The organism is Candidatus Tenderia electrophaga (genome assembly GCA_001447805.1).
Lineage (GTDB): Bacteria > Pseudomonadota > Gammaproteobacteria > Tenderiales > Tenderiaceae > Tenderia > Tenderia electrophaga.
On record CP013099.1, the window covers coordinates 2111229 to 2133265 of the forward strand.

Genomic DNA, 22037 nt, shown 5'->3' on the forward strand with positions numbered 1-22037 from the left:
CATTAACCAGTTAGTTGTTTGAGCATTTGCAGCAGGCATAATGCCAAGGCCTCGGGTAAACGTGCCTCCACGGGAACATACCACATCCTCGGCGCGTCCAAGAGCCGGCATTTTACCGCGTCCTTCTCCGTCATGACGATGGGTAACTCATCAGCGAAGCTCAAATCCTCGGCACTGAAAACGTGATGATCGGGAAAGGCGTGTTCGGTCACCTCCAGGCCGCGGCTGCGCAGCAATTGGAAAAAGCGCTGCGGATTGCCGATACCGGCCACCCCATGGACCCGCTGCCCGGCAAACGCTTGAAACGTCAGCGTTTCACCCTCCCCGGTCACGGGCTTGAGTCCCTGCGGCGCTAAATCCATGGCGAACTCCCCGCGCCGCGCCGCGCCGTTGGCGATGATGAAATCCACCGTATTCAGGCGCGACGCCGGTTCCCGCAGCGGTCCGGCGGGCAGGCAATGACCATTGCCAAAGCGGCGCTCGCCGTCCAGCACCGCCAGCTCGATATCGCGCTGCAAACGGTAATGCTGCAATCCGTCATCGGCGATGATGACGTCGCAGCGGGCGTGCTTGAGTAATTGTTGTGCCGCCGTCACCCGGTCCGGACCGGCCACCAGCGGACAAGCGCAGCGCCGTGCCAACATCACCGGCTCGTCACCCACCATGCGCGGGTCACTGTCGTGACGCACCTGCTGTGGCCAGCGCTGCGCCTGCCCGCCATAACCGCGCGCCACGATCCCCGGCCGGTATCCCGCCTTACGCAGCAGTTTCACCAGCCAGACCACCAACGGCGTTTTGCCCGTCCCCCCCACACTGATGTTGCCCACCACAATCACCGGCACGGCAAGTTTGTGGCTGCGTAGCAGACCGATTCTATACGCCCCGCGCCGCAACCCGGCCAGGCCGCGGAACAGCCACTCGGCCGGCAACAGCCAGACGCGGGCGCGGGAGGAATACCAGGAACGTTCCAGTGAATTCATCAAACAGGTTGTAACAGGCGGCGCCGAGCGGCGCAATTATTGATTATCGTTCTGATTACGCGTGGCGATGGACATCCGCAGCAAGCCGACCTGACGCGCTGCGTCCATGGCCGTCACCACCGATTGATGGGGGGCATTGGCATCGGCGCTGATGATTACCGGCGGGTTTTCCCGCTCGCCTTTGGCCTTGCGCAAGGCGCGCTTCAAGGTATCGAGCTGGGTGTTAATGACGAGATTCTTGTCGATGTAATAACGCCCTTCACGATCGATCACCACCTCCAGCGGATTGCCCACCTGCTCCATCGGCTCGTTGGAGGCCTGGGGCAGGTCGATCTCGATCTCGGATTCATCGCGGAACGTGGTGGTCACCATAAAGAAGATCAGCAACAGAAATACCACGTCGATCAGCGGCGTCAGATTGACGGAAATCTCTTCGCGGCGAAATTTACGTAGATTCAACTATTCGGCCTCCGCCAAATCCTGCTCACGCATACCCAGCAGCACTTCCACCAGTTTGAGCGATTCCTGTTCCATCGAGATGACCAGCTCGTCCACTTTGCGCTGGAAATAGCGATAACACATCAGACTGGGAATGGCGATGGCCAGGCCGGCGGCGGTGGTGATCAGGGCCTCGGAAATACCGCCGGCCAACTGGTTGGCATCCCCCACCCCCTGCACGGTGATGGCGGTGAACACCTTGATCATGCCGATAACCGTGCCCAGCAGGCCCAGCAGAGGCGTGATCAGGGAAATGGTCCCGAGGGTATTGAGAAAACGCTCCATGTCGATCACCACCTGGCGGCCGGTCTCCTCAATGGCCTCTTTCATAATAGCGCGATCATGGCCGCGGTTGAGCAGACCCGCCGCCAGGATACGACCCAGCGGTGAGCCGCTTTGCAGCTGCTTGATCTTGGCGGTATCCAGCTCGTTATTCTTGATCCAGTTCCAGATCTGCGCCAACAGGTGTTTGGGACAGATGCGACGCTTCTGCAGCGCCCAGATCCGCTCGCCGATTATCGCCAAGGCGATAATGGAACAGAGAATAATCGGGATCATCAACCACCCACCGGACTTTACGATTTCAAGCACTACGGCTCACTCCTTCCTTTGAGAATTTGCTGGAAAATCAATTTCGCTAATCATCCTTATTTTACGGACAAGGCCGGCACTTGTTTAGGAAAATGTGTCCAATAATGGCGATTTAGGCGGCGATAGCTTTGCGGCGGCGAGATCGCCTCGCGGCCCAGCCGCAGACTGATGGCCCCCTCCAGTCCGGAAGCCATCACCTCGGCGCCGACGACTGTATCATAACGAGCCACAATCGCCGCATGCGGCAGCTTGAAGCGGTTGCGGTAGCCGACCGGAAACAGGGCCCAACGGGGGCCGACCGCGCGAATAAAACGGGGCAAGGACGACGTCTTGCTGCCATGGTGCGGCACCACCAACACATCGGCGCGCAAGTTGGCGGCCTGCTCGGCCAGTAATAGGGTTTCGGCCCGTTTTTCTATATCGCCGGTCAGCAGCACCGCCCCACCCTGAGTACTCACCTTCAGGACGCAGGAGCCGTTATTCTCGTCGCCGCGAAATGCCCGTCCGGGATGCAATATGTCGAACTGTACCCCGTCCCAGCGCCAGCCCTGACCGGCGTGACAGCCACGCGCGCCGACATCACTCAACTGCCCGGGCACACTGGTGAGAATATTGGCCACCGGGATGCCCTTGATCAGACTCCGGGCGCCGCCGATGTGGTCATTGTCGCCGTGACTCACCATCAGGGTGTCGACGCGCTCGACACCGCGGCTGATCAGGTACGGCAACACCACCGCCGCGCCGGTATCAAAGCTCGCGCTGAAACGCGGCCCGGTGTCGAAGACCAGGGTGCGATGGCGCGTCTCCACCACCGCCGCCAGGCCCTGCCCCACATCCAGCAAGGTAAAGCGGGCCTCACCCGGCTCGGGGCGCGCATGGGGCAGGCAAAAGGCCGCCGCCAGCCACACCCCTCCGAGCCAGCGTGCCGGCCAGCCGCGCGGCGCCAGCAGCCACAGCGTACCCAGGGCGGCCGGCAGGATCACCCAGGGCGCAACGAAGGCGTGATAGATCTGCGCCGCGGGCAAGGCCGCCAGGCCCTCCAGCACGGGCCATATCAGCGTGAGACAGCCCTCGGCCAGGTACAGTAGTCCCTGCCCCAGCGCCGGCAAGACACTAAGCGTCAAGGTACCCAGCAATACCAGCGGCACCACGAGCAGACTGATCACGGGCACGGCGATGAAATTGGCCAGCGGCGAGATCAGCGAGGCCTTCTGAAACAGCAGCAGGGTCAGGGGCAACAGGCCGATGGCGATGAGCACATGCACCCGGCCCCACTTCCACCAGGCGCCCCGGGCACCCAGCCGGCCGCCCAGCCCGAACAGGATTACGGCCACTGCGGCGAAGGACAGCCAGAAACCGGCGTCCATCACCGCCAGGGGATCCAGCGCCAGCACCACCAGCAGGGCCAGCAACAGACCGTCCAGCGGCGGCCGGTAGCGCTGAAAGATCAGCGCCAGCATGAATACCACCACCATCACCAAGGCCCGCTGGGTGGGGATGGAAAATCCCGCCATCGCGGCATATACCAGCGCCGCCACGATGGCGGCCAGCGCGCCCGCCTTGGGCGCCGGCCAGTAGCGTAACAAATACGCCGAACGGGCCCAGACCCAGCGCCATAGAAAAAACGCCAGCCCCGCCACAAGCCCTATATGCAGACCGGAAATGGCCATCAAATGATTGGTGCCGGTCTTCACCAACACATCCCACTGCGGTGCCGAAATATCCTCGCGCAGGCCGATGGCCAGGGCCTTAACCATGCCTTGGAAGCGGTCTTGTGCCAGGGCCTGATCAATCTTTGCCGCCAGGGACGCGCGCAGTCGGTGCAGCGCATAGGCCGGGCTGTTTTCCCGGCCTAGATAGCGGTTGTCGTCACTGTGACGCACATAGCCGGTGGCACGGATGCCCTGACGAAACAACCAGCCCTCGTAATCGAAACCGCCGGGATTCATAAAGCCGTGAGGCTGCTTCAGCCGCAGCAGCAACTGCCAAGCTTGACCGACCTCCAGGGGCTGGTCGCTACGATACCAATTCAGCCGCACCCGACGCGGCACCTCGGCCGCCTGGAGCGGCGGCGTGATGACATCGGTGATCCGGAACAGAAAGCGCTGGCCGTATTGGCGTTGTTCGGGCAGGGACTCAATCACCCCCTCCACGAGCAGATTCTGGCCCTGCCATTCAGACGCCAGCTCGGTGGCCAGCAGGCTGTGCGCCTGCAGCAAGGCGATCAAAAACCCGTTCACCATCCAGAGGGGAATTTTGAGTGGTGCAACCAGGAAAGATAGTGGTAGGCTTAACAACAAAAGACCGGCCCAGCGACCGTCCGGCACGTCAGGCAGTTGCTGAAACACCACAATACCGGCAAGAAATGCGATGGCTGCAAGGCGCATCTTTGACTTCTTATTTTTATCCTGAGCTATGAGTGACCACGATTTCCCGGCCGCGGGGCGAGCGTAAGCACATTACCCTATCATGCCGCGCAAGCTGATCAAACGCTATCTGCCCGATCATCGCAGATTCAGGGAACACAAACACCTGAAGCGCTTCGGCCGTCTGCTGCACGATCCCAATATCTGGCATCTGAATCGGCGCTCGGTGTCAGGGGCCTTTTTCGTCGGCCTGCTGTGTGCCTGGATACCGGTGCCCTTTCAAATGGTCATCGCCGCCGCCATCGCCATCGCCGCGCGCGTCAATCTGCCCATCTCGGTCATCTTAGTGTGGATCACCAATCCACTGACCATGGCGCCCATGTTCTACTACGCTCACAAACTCGGGGCCTGGATACTCGACAGCCCGCCGCATAAATTCAGCTTTGAGCTATCCTTCAATTGGTTTATGAGCGAGCTGGGGCATTTCTGGCAGCCGTTCCTGCTCGGCTGTTTGCTTATCGGGCTGCTGTCCGCCCTGACGGGTTATGTGGCGGCACAAGTGGTCTGGCGCGTGCACATCTTCCAGTATATAAAAAAACGCAGCGCCCGCCGCCGGCAAGGTAAAGAGACCTCTTAGGCCGGCACCAGACGCCCCGCTTCCAAGCGCAACACCCGGTCCATCTTGCCGGCCAGAGAGAGATCATGGGTCACCACCAAAAAACTGGTACTCAACTCCCGGTTCAGGGACAGCATCAGGTCGTAAACCTGGGCGGCGGTATGCTGATCCAGATTGCCGGTGGGTTCGTCGGCCAAGACGCACTGAGGTTGGCTTATCAGGGCGCGCGCCACCGCGGCGCGTTGGCGCTCGCCACCGGACAATTCACCCGGCTTGTGCCGGGCGCGCGGCGCCAAGCCGACCCGTTCCAGCATCTGCTGCGCCTGGGCGGCGGCGCGTTCGGGCCGATCGCCGCGGATCAGCAGCGGCATGGCCACATTCTCCAGGGCGGTAAATTCCGGCAACAAATGATGGAACTGATAGACAAAGCCCAAGCTGCGATTGCGCACTTCGCCGCGTTGGCGTTCGTTCATGCCGGTAAAATTCTGCCCCTTCAGATAGACTTGACCGGCGCTGGGCAGATCCAGTCCGCCCAACACATGCAACAGCGTGCTTTTGCCGGACCCTGAGGCGCCGATGACGGCCAGGCGTTCACCCTTACAGACCTTGAGATCGACGCCATTCAACACCTCGGCCGCCAGGCCGCCTTCAACGAAGCGCTTCACCAGGCCCTGGCAGGACAGAATCACCTCACTCATAGCGCAGCGCCTCCGCCGGCTGGGTGCGCGAGGCGCGCCAGGCGGGATACACAGTGGCCGCCAGGCACAGCACAAACGCCACCACGCTGATGGTGACGATGTCTGCGCCGCGCATCTCCGAGGGCAGATCGCTGATGTAGTAGACATCGGGCGACAGGAATTTCATGCCCAGGGCCCGTTCGATGGCCGGTACGATCACCTCCACGTTGGAGGCCAGGGCGACACCGCCCGCCACCCCCAGCAGCGTACCGAACAAGCCGATCACCACCCCCTGGACGATGAAGATGCGCATAATCGCGCCGGGGCTGATGCCCAAGGTGCGCAGGATGGCGATATCGGCCTTCTTATCGGTGACGACCATCACCAGGGTGGAGACGATATTGAAGGCGGCCACCGCCACGATCAGAGTCAAAATCACAAACATCACAATCTTCTCGGTCTTCACCGCGCGAAAGAAATTGACGTGTTGACGGGTCCAGTCGGTGATCACAAAACCGTGCGGCAAATCCTGCACCATGAGCTGGGTCAGGTAGGGGGCCTCGAACATGTCGTCGAGCTTGAGCCGCACGCCGCTGACCTGGCCCGGCTGCAGGAACAGCTTGGCGGCGTCCTCGATATGAATCAGGGCCAGGGCGCTGTCGAATTCATACATGCCGGCCTCGAATACCCCGGCCACGCTAAAGCGTTTCAAGCGCGGCATAATGCCGATGGGCGTGACACTGGCCTGGGGCGTCACCAAGGTCACCTTGTCGCCCACCCTGACCCCCAGTTGGCGCGCCAGCTCCTGCCCCAGAATGATGTTGAACGCACCGGCCTTAAGGTCACTCAGGGCGCCGGCCACCATGGTCTGATCGAGGGTGGATACCTGCGGTTCCAATGTCGGTGCGACACCGCGAATGATTGAACCACTGACCCCGGCGCCGGCGGTCAGCATCCCTTCGCCGCGCACGAAAGGCGCCATGCCCTGGATCTGGGGATAGCGCTGCAGATACGGATCCAGACGCTGCCAGCGCTCCAGGCCGTCGCTGGCGCTGCTCACCACCATGTGCGAGGCCACGCCCAGGATACGCGTGCGCAGCTCCTGCTCGAAACCGTTCATCACCGACAGCACGGTGATCAGCGCCGTCACCCCCAGGGCGATCCCGGCGATGGAGATGAATGAGATAAAGGAAATAAAGTGGTTGCGCCGTTTGGCACGGGTGTAGCGCAGACCGATAAACAGTTCCAGGGGTTTAAACATCGCTTAAGATAAATTTTCGGGTTGGAGTGCCGCCGGACATTGTCGCCTTAAACAGCATTCACTACAACGGGCACGTTTGCGGCAGATATCCTTGGCGTGAATCACGATCAAGGCATGATACTCGTTGTACATCTGCACCTGTTGCGCGCGCGTCTTGATGCGGCGACTCAGGTTGGACTCGAATAGATGACGCAGGGTTTCATAGGCCTCGTCGCCGTCGATCAGCCCTAGGCGCGCAAACAGGCGGCGGGTATAGGCATCGATAACGAACACCGGGCGATCAAAGGCATACAGCATCATGTCATCGGCGGTCTCAAATCCGACCCCGTTCACCGACAGCAGGCCGCGACGCAGTTCATCATCATCCCATTCTCGAATGACCTTCTCGCCGCCCTGCTGTTGCAACCAGCGACAAAAATTCTGCAGGCGCTTGGCCTTGACGTTGAAATAGCCCGCCGGTTTGATCAAGCGGGCAAGCTGTGCGGCGGGCATGGCGGCGATCTTGTTCAATGACAAGGCGCGGCCGTGCTTGAGATGGGCGATGGCCTTTTCTACATTGATCCAGGCGGTGTTCTGGGTCAGCACTGCGCCCACCATGATCTCGAACGGCGTATCACCCGGCCACCAGGATTGGGGGCCGTAGTGTTTGTACAGGCTGCGATAGACCGACAGAAACGTCATTTACGCTTTTTGTAGACCGACTGCCTCGCCCTGACCGGCTTTTTGTGTGGCTTGCCCGCTTTGCGCCGGGCGGGCTTTTCGTCGCGGGCCAGTTGCTCCAGCGGGGTCAGGCCGACACTGTGGCGCAGCAATTCTATATCAGCGCGTGTCAACTCGTCCCATTCGCCCGATTTGAGACCGCGGCGCAGCGCAATCGGCCCATAGCGCACCCGCGACAGGCGGCTCACCCGCACCCCTTGGGATTCCCACAGGCGGCGCACCTCGCGGTTACGGCCTTCATTGAGGGTGACGTGGTACCAATGGTTGGCGCCCTGGCCGCCGGCATCGCGGATACTGTTGAAATGGGCCGGGCCGTCTTCCAACTCCACGCCCTGGCGCAGTTGGCGCAGCATGGCCTCATCCACCGGGCCCAGCACCCGCACGGCGTATTCACGCTCCAGTTCATGGGACGGATGCATCAGGCGGTTGGCCAGCTCACCGTCGGTGGTCAGCAAAATCAGACCGCTGGTGTTGATATCCAAGCGCCCCACGGTGATCCAACGGCCGCTGCGCAGACGCGGCAGACGGTCGAATATGGTGGGCCGCCCGTCCGGATCGGAACGGGTGCAGACTTCGCCTTCGGGCTTGTGATAGGCCAATACGCGGTGTTTGGTCGCCGGCCGTCGTTCGAGTCGAATCACCTTGCCGTCGACGCGCACGGTATCGCTCAATTCGGCCTTGTCGCCGAGGGAGATCACATTGCCGTTGACGCTGACACGGCCGGCCTCGATCAGACGTTCGGCCTCGCGCCGCGAGGCGATGCCGGCCGCGGCCAGAAGTTTTTGGATACGTTCTGCCACGATTAGGATTAATAGGCGGCTTCGGTTTTGGAGCGGGCGTCGCTGTCGGAGCCGTCATCCTCCGCCTCGGCCTGCGCCTGCTCGTCACGCGTTTCAGGCGGCTGATCCTCGGCCTGCGCTGCGTCGGTCTCGACGTCGGCCGTGTCCCGCTCGGCAGGATGTTCATCCGCGTCCGCCAAGGCCACCGGCTGCACTTGATCCGTATCGCTCCCCGCGTCATTCGCGGCGTGATCACCCGCGTCATCTTGCGCCTGTTCGCCGAAATCGAATTCGCGCTCGATGCTGTCGATGCTGCGCAATTCGGCCAGGGGGGGCAGATCGCTCAGACTCTTGAGATTGAAATAATCGAGAAAGCCCTTGGTCGTCCCGTACAGCGCCGGCTTGCCGGGCACGTCGCGATGACCGATGACACGAATCCATTCGCGCTCCAGGAGGGACTTGATGATATTGCTGCTCACCGTCACGCCGCGCACATCCTCGATCTCGCTGCGGGTGATCGGCTGGCGGTAGGCGATCAGCGCCAGGGTTTCCAGGGTGGCGCGCGAGTATTTCGACGGCCGCTCTTCCCACAGGCGCGCGATCCAGGGCGCCAGGGCGACCTTGACCTGGTAGCGAAAGCCGCTGCTCACCTCCTTCAACTCCACACCGCGCTCGCCACATTCTTCCTGCAGTTGCGCAATGGCGCTGCGGATCTCCTCGCGGCTGGGCTGGCCCTCGTCCAGGAACAGGCTCAGGATCTGATCGATACTCAGGGGCCGGCCGGCGGCCAGCAGCGCGCCTTCGATGATCTGTTTCAGTTTGTCAGGATTCGTGTGCATGGACATTCTGATGCGCCTTTACGTAGATAGGTCCGAAGGGTTCGGTCTGAATCATTTCGATCAGACTCTCCTTGATCAATTCGAGCACGGCCAGCAGGGTCACCACCACCCCCATGCGTCCTTCCTGGACCTTAAACAATTTACTGAACTCGATAAAGCTGTCGGGATTGATCATGTCCAACACCCCGGTCATGCGCTCACGCACCGACAGGGCCTCACGCTGGATGTGATGGGAGGAAAACATGTCGGCGCGCCGCAGCACGTCCTGAAAGGCCAGCAACACCTCTTTCAACTCCACCTCGGGCACCGGCTTGACCACCTTCAGATCGGGCGCCTCGGCGCTGCTCTCGAACACATCGCGGCCGAGGCGCGGCAGCTCGTCCATATCCTCGGCGGCCCGTTTATAGCGTTCGTATTCCTGCAGCCGGCGCACCAGTTCGGCACGCGGGTCTTCCTCGTCTTCCTCGGCAGCCGCGGGACGCGGCAGCAGCATGCGCGACTTGATTTCGGCCAGCATGGCGGCCATCACCAGGTACTCGGCGGCCAGCTCGAAACGCATATCCTGCATCATGTCGATATAGCTCATGTACTGGCGCGTGATCTCGGCAATGGGGATATCCAGGACGTCCAGGTTCTGACGCCGGATCATGTATAACAACAGGTCCAAGGGGCCTTCAAAGGCTTCCAGGAACACCTCCAGCGCGTCGGGGGGAATATAGAGATCCCGGGGCAGCTGGGTCAGGGCCTCGCCGTGGATCAGGGCGAAGGGAATCTCCTGCTGCAGGGCCGTTTCGGCGGGCGCATCATGCTCGCCGTGACCGGCCGCTGCTGCGCTGTCGTGTGTCTCGCTCATCGATACTCCAGGCCCATGGATTGACGCACCTCTTCCAACGTCTTGCGCGCCACTTCCCTGGCCTGTTCGGTTCCCTCGTTGACGACCTTGCGCACAAGGTTGGGGTTGTTGACGAATTCCTCGGCGCGCTCGCGCATGGGCGCTTGCTCCCGGATCACCTGATCGATCACTGGCTGCTTGCATTCCAGACAGCCGATGCCGGCGCTGCGACACCCCTCCTGCACCCAGGCCTTCACGTCATCCGTGGAATAGACCTGGTGCAACTGCCACACCGGGCATTTATCCGGATCGCCCGGATCAGTACGCCGCACCCGCGCCGGATCAGTGGGCATGGTGCGCAGCTTCTTCTCCACCTCGGCCGGGTCTTCGCGCAGGGCGATGGTATTGCCGTAGGACTTAGACATCTTTTGCCCGTCCAGACCGGGCATCTTGGAGGCCTGGGTCAGCAGCGGCTGCGGCTCGGGCAGGATTATTCTACCCCCTCCCTCCAGATATCCAAACAGCCGCTCCTTGTCACTGAGGGTGATATTCTGTTGCGCCTCCAGCAGGGCGCGCGCCGTCTGCAGCGCCTCATCATCACCTTTTTCCTGAAATTTCTTCCTCAACTCATCGTAAAGCTTGGCGTTTTTCTTGCCCATTTTTTTGACCGCCGCCGCCGCCTTATCTTCAAAGCCGGGCTCACGGCCGTACAGATGATTGAAGCGCCGCGCCACTTCGCGGGTGAGTTCCACATGGGCCACTTGGTCTTCCCCCACCGGCACCAGTCCGGCCTTATAGATGAGGATGTCGGCGCTTTGCAGCAGCGGGTAGCCGAGAAAGCCGTAGGTGGCCAGGTCTTTCTCCTTCAACCGCTCCTGCTGGTCCTTATAGGTGGGCACGCGTTCCAGCCAGCCGAGCGGCGCCATCATGCCCAACAATAGGTGCAACTCGGCGTGTTCCGGCACCCGTGATTGAATGAAGATCTTGGCCGAGCCCGGATTGACACCGGCGGCCAGCCAGTCGATCACCATTTCCCAGACATTGTTGGCGATGATGGCGGTATTTTCGTACTCCGTGGTCAGGGCATGCCAATCGGCCACGAAGAAGAAGCAGTCGTACTCGTGCTGCAGCTGAACCCAGTTTTTGAGCACGCCGTGATAGTGCCCCAGATGCAGCTTGCCGGTGGGACGCATGCCGGACAGGACACGCTGCTGTTGGTTTGGAACCGTATTCAAATCACTCCCTTCCTTACCCTGGTCTATTTATAAGGCCAACACACTATACAACAGCTGCATCACACCCTGAACCACGGGCCATAGCAGACCACCCAGCAGACCGGTGAACAGCAATACCAGCAGAATCACAATGCCATAGGGTTCGATACGTGAATATTTGTAGGCCAGCGGCCCGGGCAACAGGCCGGCCAGCACGCGGCCGCCGTCCAGCGGCGGCAATGGTAACAAATTTAACACCATCAGAATGATGTTAATCAGAATACCGGCGCTGCCCATGTAGATCATGGGCAGGCCGAGGAACGGCACCTGATCCGCCAGCAGATAGCCGAGCTTGGCCACCACGCCCCAGCCGATGGCCATGAGCAGATTGGAACTCGGACCGGCCAAGGCCACCAGCGCCATGTCACGCTTGGGATTACGCAGATTCTGCCACGTGACCGGCACCGGTTTGGCCCAGCCGAAGATGAAATTACCGGGCAGCAGCACGAATATCAGCGGCACCAGCACCGTGCCGATGGGATCGATGTGCTTGAGCGGGTTGAGGGTCAGACGCCCCATCATTTCGGCCGTCGGGTCACCCAGGCGACGCGCCACCCAACCGTGGGAGACCTCGTGAACGGTGATGGCGAACAGCACCGGCAGGGCCCAGGCGGCGATCTCCTGCACTAAATTCAATTGCAACATCGCAGCAGTATACCCCTTTCCGACATAATGATAATTATTCGAATAATATTATTGCCTTACAATATTTATATGACTCACTACTTTAAGGCTATAGCACAAGCTCGTCGGCCCCCTTGCCGCGCCGCACCACCTCCGGCGTCTCGTCCAGCAACTCGATCACCGTGGTGGGTTCCAGACCGCAGTAGCCGCCGTCGATGATCAGGTCCACCTGGTGACCGACCGTATCGCGCATGTCATAGGGATCGATCATGGGAAATTCATCGCCGGGCAGGATCATGGTCGAACTCAGGATCGGCTCGCCCAGCGCGTCCAGCAGCGCCAGGGCGATGGCATTGTCGGGCATGCGCACGCCGATGGTCTTGCGCTTGGGGTGCAGCAGGCGTTTGGGCACGACCTTCATGGCCGGCAGCACGAAGGTGTAAGGGCCGGGGGTAAGCCCTTTGATGAAGCGATAGGCGATGTTGTCGATCTGGGCATAATCGGACATCTCGGACAAATCACGACACATCAGGGTGAAATTGTGTTTGTCATCCAAGCTGCGGATGCGGCGAATGCGCTCCACCGCCTTTTTGTCGCCGATCTGACAGCCGAAGGCATAACAGGAATCGGTAGGATAGATCACCACCCCGCCCTGGCGGATGATCTCCACCGCGCCCCGGATCAGGCGCTGTTGCGGCGTTTCCGGATGAATCTGGAAAAACTGGCTCATGCGTTCATTCCCACAAGCGCCAGACGGGTTCGCAGCCCTGCGGCAGGGGCGGCAAGCGGCCCATGTGGCGCCAGGTTTGACTGGGGCCGTGATAATCGGACCCCAAGGAGGCATGCAGTTCATAGCGGCGCACATAATCGGCCAGGTTGCGGGTCATGTTGATGTCCTGGCTGCCCGAGATCACCTCCAGCGCCCGTCCCCCCACGGCCTTGAACGCCTCGATCAGGCGCCGCAGTTTGGTGGCGGACAGCTTATAGCGGCCGGGATGGGCGATGACCGCCTCACCGCCGGCGGCGGTAATCCACTGCACCGCCGTCTCCAGACTGGTCCATTCGGTCTTCACATAGGCGGGCTTGCCGGTGCCGAGATAACGGTCGAAGGCCTCCTGCAGGGTCTTGACGCGGCCGCAGGCATGCAGATGGCGGGCGAAGTGGGTCCGGCTCAGGATCTGGCCGTTGGCATAGCACCTGGCCCCTTCCAGACTGCCGTCGAAGCCGAGCTTGTCCAAACGCCGCGCCATCTCGGTGGCGCGGGCCTCGCGCTGTCGCCGCAGTCCCGCCAGGCCTTGTTGCAGAGTGACATTTGCGACATCGAAATTCAGTCCGACGATGTGCAACAGATACGTGTCCCAAGTGACCGAGATTTCGACACCGCTGACAAAACCCAAGCCATGCGCGCGCGCCGCGCCGGCCGCCTCGGCGAGGCCGTCGGTAACATCATGGTCGGTGAGCGCCAACACCTCCACCCCGTTTTGCACGGCGTATTCCACCAGCGCCGTCGGCGAGAGTTCGCCGTCGGAGGCGGTGGAATGACAGTGCAGATCATATTTCGTGTATCTATCCGTTCCCATGAATCTCGCGGCATGCCTCGACAAAGCGGCCTATGATAGAATCTTTGACCTCATTTAGCGAGACCCCTTACTGCCCCCTTGAGATGTTGAGGACTTCATGAAATTCCTGTTTGATTTTTTCCCCATTCTTTTATTTTTCATTGCCTATAAAGCCTACGACATCTATGTCGCCACGGCCGTGGCCATCGTCGCCTCCTTCATCCAAGTGGGCTGGCTCTGGCTGCAGCATCGGCGCGTCGAGAAGATGCATGTCATCACGCTGTTGCTGATCGTGGTACTGGGCGGCGCCACCCTGGCCTTGCAAGACCCGACCTTCATCATGTGGAAGCCATCCCTGGTCAACTGGGCCTTCGCGCTGGTGTTCGTCGGCAGTCACTTCATCGGCAAAAAGACCATCGTGCAACGCATGATGGAGAAAAACGTAGCGCTGCCCGGGCACATCTGGCCGCGCCTGAATATCGCCTGGTCGGTGTTCTTCGTATTTATCGGCTTTCTCAATCTCTATGTGGCCTACAATTTCGACGAGGCCACCTGGGTCAACTTCAAACTCTTCGGCATGATCGGCCTGACCTTCGTCTTCATCATCGCCCAGGCCTTTTTCATCGGCCGTTACATGAAGGAGCCGGAATCGGCCAACCCGCCGGAATCCGTAAATTCCCCAGAATCCGTAAAATCCCCCGTAAAATCCAAGGAGCAACCTTGATGCTGTATGCCATCATCGGCCGCGATAAGGACAACAGCCTGGAACAACGTCTGGCGGCACGCCCCGAGCATCTGCAACGACTGGAGGCCCTGAAAGGGCAAGGCCGCCTGCTGTTGGCCGGCCCCTTTCCCGCCATCGACAGCGAGGACCCCGGTCCGGCGGGCTTCAGCGGCAGCCTGATCGTGGCCGAGTTCGAATCCCTCGAGGCCGCGCAGCAATGGGCCGATCAGGACCCCTATGTTGCAGCCGGGGTGTACCAGAGTGTTACCATTAGGCCTTTCAAAAAGGTATTGCCTTAATGTCCGCTGAACGGGAACAACTCATCCGCCAACGCATCGAAGACGCCCTCAGGCCGCAACACCTGGAGCTGATTGATGACAGCCACCTCCATGCCGGCCATGGTGCCACCGGCGGTCACTATACGGTGCGCGTTATGTCGGATGCATTTGTGGGCAAGAATCTGTTGCAGCGCCATCGACTGGTCTACGAGGCACTCGGCGACCTGATGAACGGCGAGATCCACGCCCTCAGCATCGACGCCAGCACCCCTGCAGAACATGCCGAAACCTAGTCATAACCATCATTACAAAACCATTAAGGACTCAAGTATGCAATCACTCATGAAGTCGATCTCCGCCTTGTTTCTACTGTGTGCAGTCTCTATATCCTTCGCCGCCGACGGTGACAAGCAGATCGCCACCGTGAACGGCGAACCGATCACCACCGCCGATTTGCTCACCTATGCCAAGATCAAGAATCCAAAAGCCGACCTCAATTCGCCCCAGACCCGCCAGCAATTGATACAGGCCTACGTCGGCCGCGAGCTGCTGTTTCAGGAAGCCATGAAGCAAAATCTGAATGAGTCGGAACGGGTTCAGTTGGCCCTGGACAATCAGCGTCGCGAAGTGATTTCGCAGGCCCTGGTGGCCAAGATCCTGAACCAGAACCCCGTCACCGAAGCACAGGCGCGCGCGTTTTATCAGCAACAGGCCGAGACCTCCAAAGCGGCGGAATACAAGGCCGCCCATATCCTGACCCAATCGCAACAACAGGCCGAGGAGGCCATCGGCAAACTCAACAGCGGTACCGACTTCGCCCAGGTGGCGCGCGATTTCTCCAGCGACAGCAGCGCCAGCCGCGGCGGGGAAATCGGCTGGATCAACCCGGCCAGAATGCCGGAGAACTTCGCCGCCGCACTGCAAAACACCCGCGTCGGCGAATACACCAAAACACCGGTGCAGACCAATTTCGGCTGGCATGTGATCAAGGTCGAGGCCTCGCGCCCGGTAAGCGTGCCGGACTTCGCTCAGGTGAAGGATCGCCTGATGCAGCTGCTTGCCGAGCAACGGGTGTCGGAATACGTGGCCGAATTGCAGAAAAAGGCCGACATCAAGATCAACAATCAGTGAACCATGCAATGCGCCCGGTGCCGCGGCACCGGGTTATTCATAGCGGTGCAGCAGCTCCGTCAATCCTGCCTCGTCCATCACTTCCACACCCAACTGCTCCGCCTTGCTGAGTTTGGAACCGGCCTCGGCGCCGGCGATCACCAGATCCGTCCGTTTCGACACACTGCCGGTTACTTTTGCCCCCAGGGCTTGAAGTCGCCGTTTGACCTCGTCACGCGTCCACTCAGATAAACTCCCGGTAAGCACGATAGTCTTACCCTGCAAGGGCAGTTGCTTTACGGCGCGCCGCTCCACGGCCGGCCAATGCACACCGGCCTGCAACAGCTTGTCGATTACATCCAGATTATGGGATTGCTGAAAAAAGGCGCGAATATGAGCGGCCACCACCGGTCCCACGTCCGGCACCTGCTGCAAATCCTCTTCAGTGGCCGTGCGAATCGCATCCAGCTCGGCGAACCAGTTAGCCAGGCCCTGGGCCGTCGCCTCGCCCACCTCGCGTATTCCCAGCGCAAATAGAAACCGGGGCAAGGTCGTCTGTTTGCTCTTTTCCAGGGCATCGATCAGGTTCTGCGCCGATTTCTCGCCCATGCGCTCTAGGCCGGCCAGCTGTTCCGGCGTCAGGGCATAGAGATCGGCCAAATCGTGGATCAGCCCCTGCTGGCACAGCTGCTCCACCAATTTGTCGCCCAGGCCGTCGATATCCATGGCCTTACGCGAGGCGAAATGTTTGATCGCCTCCTTGCGCTGGGCGGCGCAGAACAGGCCGCCGCTGCAGCGCGCCACCGCCTCGCCCTCGGCGCGAATCACGTCCGAACCGCAGACGGGACACTGCTGCGGCATGGTAAAGCGTTTGACGTTTTTGGGGCGTTTGGACAGCACCACCGAGACCACTTCGGGAATCACGTCACCGGCCCGCCTGACGATCACCGTGTCACCGACACGCACATCCTTACGGTCGATTTCATCCTGGTTGTGCAAGGTGGCGTTGCTCACCGTCACGCCGCCGACGAACACCGGCGCCAGGCGCGCCACCGGAGTGATCGCTCCGGTCCGGCCGACCTGGACCTCGATATCCAGCAAACGGGTCATCTCCTCCTGGGCCGGGAATTTATGGGCGATGGCCCAGCGTGGCGCGCGCGCGACAAATCCCAGGACCTCGCGTTGATCCAGCCGGTTGACCTTGTAGACTACACCGTCGATCTCGTAGGGCAGCTCGGCGCGGCGCCGGGCCAGCGCTTCGTAATAGACCAATACCTGGTCGAGACCGATGACCCGTTTGATCTCGGGCGAGACGCGCAGGCCCCAATGCTGTAGTTGTTCCAGAATACCGCTATGGGTGGACGCCAGTTCCCTGCCCTCGACGAGACCGACACCGTAGCAGTACACGGCCAGGGGCCGCGCGGCAGTGATGCGCGGATCGAGCTGGCGCAGACTGCCGGCAGCCGCATTACGCGGATTGACGAACTCCTTGTCGCCTTTGTCGCGCGCGCGCTGATTGAGCGCCTCAAAGCCTTGTTTGGGCATATAGACCTCGCCACGCACTTCCAGACGCGCCGGGTAGTCCTTGCCCATCAAGCGCAGCGGAACGGAGGCGATGGTGCGCACGTTATGGGTCACGTCCTCGCCGCTGACGCCGTCGCCGCGTGTCGCCGCCTGCACCAGACGCCCGTCCTCATACAGCATGCTCAGCGCCAGACCGTCCAGCTTGGGCTCGGCGACGTACTCCACCCGCTCACTGCCAAGTCGTTCCCGCACGCGGCGGTCGAACTCCGCCACCTCGTCATCGGAAAAGGCGTTGTCCAGCGATAGCATGGGGATTTGGTGTTTGACTTCGCCGAAGGCCTTGACCGGCTCGGCGCCGACACGCTGGGTGGGTGAATCGGGCGTCACCAGCGCCGGATGCTTTGCCTCCAGCGCCTGCAGCTCGCGCAGCAGCCGATCGTATTCGACATCCGGGATCTCCGGACTATCCTCTACGTAATAAAGATAGTTGTGATGGTTGATCTCATCCCGCAACTGCTGGATGCGTTGTTCAACATTTGGGCTTTTCATAAGCGGCTAAGGCACAACACACGCGATTGTTATTATCGGTGCGCGTATTATCCCAGAAAGTCGGCCCACCACCCAGCCAAAAAACGCGCCCTTTAAAGCATGCCTGTCAACAGGGTGGCGATGCCAAGAAAGGAGAAAAACCCGACCACGTCGGTGACGGTGGTCAAAATAATGGATGAGGATTGTGCCGGATCCTGCCCCAGAGAACTGAGGATGACCGGGATAATGACGCCGGAAAACGCGGCAGCCGTCATGGAAATGATCATCGAGAAGGTGATCACCAGTCCCAAGCCATACGACCCGCTCCAGAAATAGACCCCGACAGCTGTAGTCAGCGCCACCGCAATCCCATTGATAAAGGCGGCGCCGATCTCCTTGCGCGTCACGCGGCGCCAGTGACTGGTGCCGATCTCGCGCAACGCCAGTCCGCGCATGGTCACCGCCAGGGCCTGGGCGCCGGTATTGCCCGACTGCCCCGCCACCACCGGCAGCAACACTGCCAAGGCGGTAAAGCTGGCGATGGTACTCTCGAAAATACCCACCACACTGGCGGCCAAAAAGGCGGTGAGCAGATTGATCTGCAGCCAAGGCAGACGCTTGCGCACCACGAACCCGATACTGGACAGGGCACGTTCGTCCTTGCTGGCGCCGACCATGGTCTGGATATCGGCGCTGGCCTCTTCCTGCACCGCCGTCACCAGGGCGTCCTGGCGGATAATCCCCATTAAGCGACCGTCGATATCCACCACCGGTAGATCCGTCATCTTGTGCTGTTCCATCTGTTCCACCACCTCGTCGCGGCTGGCGGTGGCCAGCACCCAGGCGGGCACCGCCTTGGCCAAGGCCTGCAAGGGGCCGGTGCCGTCGGCCAGCGACAAGGCCTGGATATCCACCATCTGCTTGACCACACCGTCGGCGTCGGTAAGAAACAACTGGCGGCTGAATTTGGGCTTGTGACGTTGCAACAGACGCAACGCTTCGCGCACCGTCAATTCGCCGCGCAAAGACAAAAAGCGCGGATCCATGACCCCACCGGCGCTGTCCGCAGGATATTCCATCAAACGCTGCAGTTCGTGACGGCGATCAGTATCCAGCAAGCGGAGATAGTCATCACGCGCCGCGTGCGGCAGGCGCAGCAACAATCTGGCCGAGGCTTGCGGCTCACTGCGCCCCAACAAGGTCCGAACAAAGCCCTCAGGCAACTGCAGCAGCGCCTCTTCCTGAGCTCCCAGAGGCAAGTGCTGCCAAAGCTGCAAGGCAATGGTCACCGGGACCGACTGCAATATGCCGCCGAGTTCATGCGCCCGGACCAAGGCAAGCTCGCGGGCCGCCTCCGCGGGATAGTGATTGAGATACTCGCGATTCAACGCCGCTGCCGCATGTTCAGACGCCGTTGTCATGGGTATCCCTTTTCGCTCGTTGAGTGTCGAACAGCGTGTCGAGCGTGGCCGTGAGGGCCACCGCCAGCGATAACCAAAGCCACTCCAAAAATGTCGTGGTCGCTGCTCCGGTGTCGGCCGTGACCTGAATTGGCACCGCATCATGCAAGCTGGAGAAATCGATTTCCCCCACCAGTCTGGTTTTACTGTCGATGACCGGGAGATACTGGTGATGACGCCAGACCGGCATATCCACTACTTCCTTCACGCTGGCGCGCACCGGAATGCCGGGCACGCTCCTGAGGGCCAATTGGGCGATGGGCGCCTGGGCATCGGCGCGCAGCAACTGGACCAGGCTCAGCACGCCCTTCAGCCTGAGCGCCTCATCATTGACATAAATGTGATGCTGGCTCAATTGATGCGTCTGCCTGATGCGCTTCAATGCCTCCGTCACCGAAATCGTGGCGGGGAGCACGAATAAATAACTGCGCATGCGGCTACCCACACTGCCGTCCGGATAGCGCATCAAACGCGTCAGGCGTCTTTGCGTTGATTGTGGCACGCGCTCCAGGCGCGCCTGCGCCGCATCCGGCGGCATGGCGCGCAGCAGTGTGGCGGCCGTGTCCCTGTCGCAGGCATCCAGCAAGGCGGCGGCCGCGTCCGCGGGCATGGCGGCAAGATAGGCGGCGCCATGCGCTGTCACCATGGCGCTCAACACGGTGACGGCGGGGTGCAGCTCCAGCTCGCTTAGGTAATCGGCGACCACCTCCGGGCCGAGACGCTCCAGCACCCGCGCCGCGGCCTGGGGATGGCGGCTGACAAATGCGCGACTGAGTTGAAACTCACTCTTCATCGTCGGGCACTGAATCCACCAGGGTCGAGAGATGGCGGCTGAACAGATTGGCGGGCAGGCTCACCTCGCCCTGATCACTGTCGAGGATCACCATGGTGGCGGTGATGGACAGCAGCCTGCCCTGCACGTCCAGTACGCGGATCATATCGCCGGTATGATAGCGTCGCCGCACTTGATGCGCCGCCAATACATTGGCGACATAATCCCGCGCCCCGATGCCGAAGGCCAAGGCGATGGCACTCAGCACCGCGGCCAGGGTAATGCCGAACACGGTGGCGAGAAAACTGACATCGATACCGAGCTGGGCCAGCGCCAGCACCACCGTCAATACGATAATGACGCCCTGCATCACCTGCGCCAGTAGCCTGGCCTGGGCGACGCCGGCGGCGAACATGGCCGACTCCACCAGACGCCGGCACAAAGACGCCAGAAATACGCCGACCGCAATGATCAAAGCGCTGAGCAGGATCACGGGCAGATAGCCGAGCCCCAGCCCGATCCATGCGGTGATGAACTCCAATTCTAGGATATGGGCGGCGACGGCGAAGAAAAATATCAGCACCAGCCAAAACACCAACAGTCCCAGCAGGCGCGTCGGCGGATGCGCACTTTGCAGGGTCTTCAGACCGGGCACATGGGTCAAGCGATGCCAGAGATGGTCCAAGCCTTCGGCCAGCCGCACCACAAAACGCCGCAGCAGCCGCGCCAGCACCCAGCCCGCCATCAATACCACAAGCGCCGCCAGAAGCTGGGGCAGCCACGCCAGCACCGCATTCAGCATTTCCACCAGACTGTGGGTAAGCGTGTCCAGCCAGTTATTCTCGTTCATAATAGAAGGATCTATTGTTGCGCCTTTAGCTATTGTAGACATTTTATGGATCGATGAAGTCGTCGCGACGCTCCGCCACACGGTGCTGTAACACCTCGGCCAATTCATCTATGCTTACCCGAAACCGCCGACTAAGGCATCATCATGACAAAAACCAAGACCATGCAACAAACAAAATTCATACTCGGCGTCGCCTTATTGGTGCTGCTGGTGATATTCACGGCGCAGAATACTGAAATAGTCACCATCACCTTCTTTTTTTGGCAACTCTCCATCTCGCGTGCCCTGATGGTGTTTTTCGTACTCGCCATCGGCGTCGTCATCGGCCTGCTGGTCGGCACCTGGCAGGCCACGCACAAGACTAAGCGCGGTCAATGAGCCAAGATAAAATCGTTCACCAGAAAGATGATTATCTCGACCGCGATGAGCCAGATGATGATCCACTCCAGGGTGGATGAATGCTGGTGTTTCTGATCGTCGGCCAGCATCTGGAACAATTCGTGGATGGTCTCAAGCTTGAGGGATAATATCTCGGTACGTTGTTTCAACTCCAAATAATGCGCCCCGATTTGATACACCGGCTCCAGTTCGGGGTATTCCCAGAAAAATTCCGGCGTATCCAGCAACTCATACTTGAGAATGATATCGCTCTTGGTCAAAAACAGCTTGCCGCGCATCCTGGCGGTCTGCCGCCGTGACAACAGGGTGGAGCCGGTGTCGGCCAACTTGCGCGGAATGGCGGCGGTCTCTTCGATGGTCTGCTGGGCCTGTCTCTCAAACATGGCCAGTTTCACCGACTGAGACAGGGCATGAGAGAAGGCCAACAGGGTCATGGTGTCGTTATCGACGAGCTCGATATGCTCATGGGTGAAACGGTTTTTCTCACAACCATGGATAAAGGGATAATGTTCCGTTTCCCGTTCCGGGTAGGCGCGCAGCGCAAACAGCTGCAGCTGCTCGTCAATGCGCTCCACCACATCCTTCCTGACATTCCAGTACACCGCGACGCCGAAGGGAAAAATGGCGCAACTGCCCTGTTCGACCTCGAGATAGATCACATCGCGGTAGCAGGCGCACCGTCCCGTGGTCAACAGGGCTCCGGACAAGCCGAGGAAGTTGAAGGACTCGGCGTAGCACACCGCCTGACATGACAAGTATTCCATGTTCTCGGACAT

The 22037-nt window shown here is 60.5% G+C and carries 24 protein-coding genes and 1 pseudogene; 6 read left to right on the forward strand and 19 right to left on the reverse strand.

What is annotated here, in order from left to right:
* Positions 1-2: 2 nt before the first annotated feature.
* Genes Tel_09690 through Tel_09705 form a run of 4 tightly spaced genes read right to left on the reverse strand, consistent with a single transcriptional unit; the run spans position 3 to position 4456 of the window.
* On the reverse strand, positions 3-980 hold the full coding sequence (locus tag Tel_09690) for a tetraacyldisaccharide 4'-kinase (GenBank protein ID ALP53400.1): 978 nt from the start codon (positions 978-980) through the stop codon (positions 3-5).
* A gap of 36 nt (positions 981-1016) precedes the next feature.
* A complete protein-coding gene (locus Tel_09695) occupies positions 1017-1439 on the reverse strand; it encodes a hypothetical protein (protein ID ALP53401.1) in 423 nt (140 codons plus the stop codon).
* A complete protein-coding gene (locus tag Tel_09700; protein ID ALP53402.1) occupies positions 1440-2069 on the reverse strand; it encodes a biopolymer transporter ExbB in 630 nt (209 codons plus the stop codon).
* 56 nt (positions 2070-2125) lie between these two features.
* Positions 2126-4456 carry a hypothetical protein gene (locus Tel_09705; protein ID ALP53403.1) on the reverse strand — a complete coding sequence of 777 codons (2331 nt, stop codon included), beginning with the start codon at positions 4454-4456 and terminating at the stop codon, positions 2126-2128.
* Between the two features lie 82 nt (positions 4457-4538).
* Between Tel_09705 and Tel_09710 the strand changes: the two genes are divergently transcribed.
* The gene (locus Tel_09710) at positions 4539-5072 is read left to right on the forward strand and encodes a hypothetical protein (protein ALP53404.1); all 534 of its coding nucleotides are present in this window, start codon (positions 4539-4541) and stop codon (positions 5070-5072) included.
* On the opposite strand, the gene Tel_09715 is transcribed toward Tel_09710, so the two are convergent.
* From Tel_09715 to Tel_09760, 10 genes and pseudogenes are all read right to left on the reverse strand, one after another.
* Entirely contained in the window at positions 5069-5749 is a 681-nt protein-coding gene (locus Tel_09715) for a lipoprotein ABC transporter ATP-binding protein (protein ID ALP53405.1), read from the reverse strand. The two genes, Tel_09710 and Tel_09715, sit on opposite strands and share 4 nt — an antisense overlap.
* Positions 5742-6989 carry a cell division protein FtsX gene (locus tag Tel_09720; GenBank protein ID ALP53406.1) on the reverse strand — a complete coding sequence of 416 codons (1248 nt, stop codon included), beginning with the start codon at positions 6987-6989 and terminating at the stop codon, positions 5742-5744. Before Tel_09720 ends, Tel_09715 begins: the two co-directional genes overlap by 8 nt.
* A 3-nt stretch (positions 6990-6992) precedes the next feature.
* Positions 6993-7670, reverse strand: a complete 678-nt coding sequence (locus Tel_09725) for an endonuclease (protein ALP53407.1) — start codon at positions 7668-7670, stop codon at positions 6993-6995.
* Positions 7667-8509, reverse strand: a complete 843-nt coding sequence (locus tag Tel_09730; GenBank protein ID ALP53408.1) for a hypothetical protein — start codon at positions 8507-8509, stop codon at positions 7667-7669. The genes Tel_09725 and Tel_09730 overlap by 4 nt, the downstream gene beginning before the upstream one ends.
* A 77-nt stretch (positions 8510-8586) precedes the next feature.
* Positions 8587-9327: pseudogene (locus Tel_09735) on the reverse strand (hypothetical protein).
* The gene (locus Tel_09740) at positions 9311-10111 is read right to left on the reverse strand and encodes a hypothetical protein (GenBank protein ALP54812.1); all 801 of its coding nucleotides are present in this window, start codon (positions 10109-10111) and stop codon (positions 9311-9313) included. The pseudogene Tel_09735 and the gene Tel_09740 overlap by 17 nt, the downstream one beginning before the upstream one ends.
* Positions 10112-10176: 65 nt before the next feature.
* Positions 10177-11352, reverse strand: a complete 1176-nt coding sequence (locus Tel_09745; protein ALP54813.1) for a tryptophan--tRNA ligase — start codon at positions 11350-11352, stop codon at positions 10177-10179.
* Positions 11353-11421: 69 nt separating this feature from the next.
* Positions 11422-12078: a hypothetical protein gene (locus tag Tel_09750; protein ALP53409.1), complete on the reverse strand. Its 657-nt coding sequence runs from the start codon at positions 12076-12078 to the stop codon at positions 11422-11424.
* Positions 12079-12166: 88 nt separating this feature from the next.
* Positions 12167-12787: a threonylcarbamoyl-AMP synthase gene (locus Tel_09755; protein ID ALP53410.1), complete on the reverse strand. Its 621-nt coding sequence runs from the start codon at positions 12785-12787 to the stop codon at positions 12167-12169.
* A gap of 4 nt (positions 12788-12791) precedes the next feature.
* Positions 12792-13637 (reverse strand): phosphoesterase, encoded by an 846-nt coding sequence (locus Tel_09760; GenBank protein ID ALP53411.1) that lies wholly within the window; start codon positions 13635-13637, stop codon positions 12792-12794.
* A gap of 97 nt (positions 13638-13734) precedes the next feature.
* On the opposite strand from Tel_09760, the gene Tel_09765 reads away from it, so the two are divergent.
* From Tel_09765 to Tel_09780, 4 genes are read left to right on the forward strand one after another with little or no spacing between them, the layout of a single operon-like run.
* On the forward strand, positions 13735-14340 hold the full coding sequence (locus Tel_09765; GenBank protein ALP53412.1) for a septation protein A: 606 nt from the start codon (positions 13735-13737) through the stop codon (positions 14338-14340).
* On the forward strand, positions 14340-14639 hold the full coding sequence (locus tag Tel_09770; GenBank protein ALP53413.1) for a hypothetical protein: 300 nt from the start codon (positions 14340-14342) through the stop codon (positions 14637-14639). Before Tel_09765 ends, Tel_09770 begins: the two co-directional genes overlap by 1 nt.
* Positions 14639-14911: a hypothetical protein gene (locus tag Tel_09775; protein ID ALP53414.1), complete on the forward strand. Its 273-nt coding sequence runs from the start codon at positions 14639-14641 to the stop codon at positions 14909-14911. The genes Tel_09770 and Tel_09775 overlap by 1 nt, the downstream gene beginning before the upstream one ends.
* Before the next feature lie 49 nt (positions 14912-14960).
* A complete protein-coding gene (locus Tel_09780) occupies positions 14961-15749 on the forward strand; it encodes a hypothetical protein (protein ALP53415.1) in 789 nt (262 codons plus the stop codon).
* A gap of 33 nt (positions 15750-15782) precedes the next feature.
* On the opposite strand, the gene ligA is transcribed toward Tel_09780, so the two are convergent.
* From ligA to Tel_09800, 4 genes are all read right to left on the reverse strand, one after another.
* Positions 15783-17801, reverse strand: a complete 2019-nt coding sequence (ligA, locus tag Tel_09785) for an aromatic ring-opening dioxygenase LigA (protein ID ALP53416.1) — start codon at positions 17799-17801, stop codon at positions 15783-15785.
* Between the two features lie 92 nt (positions 17802-17893).
* Positions 17894-19201, reverse strand: a complete 1308-nt coding sequence (locus Tel_09790; protein ID ALP53417.1) for a hypothetical protein — start codon at positions 19199-19201, stop codon at positions 17894-17896.
* Complete coding sequence (locus tag Tel_09795) at positions 19185-20033, reverse strand: hypothetical protein (protein ID ALP53418.1); 849 nt, start codon at positions 20031-20033, stop codon at positions 19185-19187. Before Tel_09795 ends, Tel_09790 begins: the two co-directional genes overlap by 17 nt.
* Positions 20023-20862 carry a hypothetical protein gene (locus Tel_09800; protein ALP53419.1) on the reverse strand — a complete coding sequence of 280 codons (840 nt, stop codon included), beginning with the start codon at positions 20860-20862 and terminating at the stop codon, positions 20023-20025. The genes Tel_09795 and Tel_09800 overlap by 11 nt, the downstream gene beginning before the upstream one ends.
* Before the next feature lie 162 nt (positions 20863-21024).
* Here Tel_09800 and Tel_09805 point away from each other — a divergent pair, with 162 nt between their 5' ends.
* Positions 21025-21240, forward strand: coding sequence for a hypothetical protein (locus Tel_09805; protein ID ALP54814.1), 216 nt, complete (start codon positions 21025-21027; stop codon positions 21238-21240).
* On the opposite strand, the gene Tel_09810 is transcribed toward Tel_09805, so the two are convergent.
* Positions 21234-22037: a sad1-interacting factor 2 gene (locus tag Tel_09810; protein ID ALP53420.1), complete on the reverse strand. Its 804-nt coding sequence runs from the start codon at positions 22035-22037 to the stop codon at positions 21234-21236. The genes Tel_09805 and Tel_09810 overlap by 7 nt on opposite strands.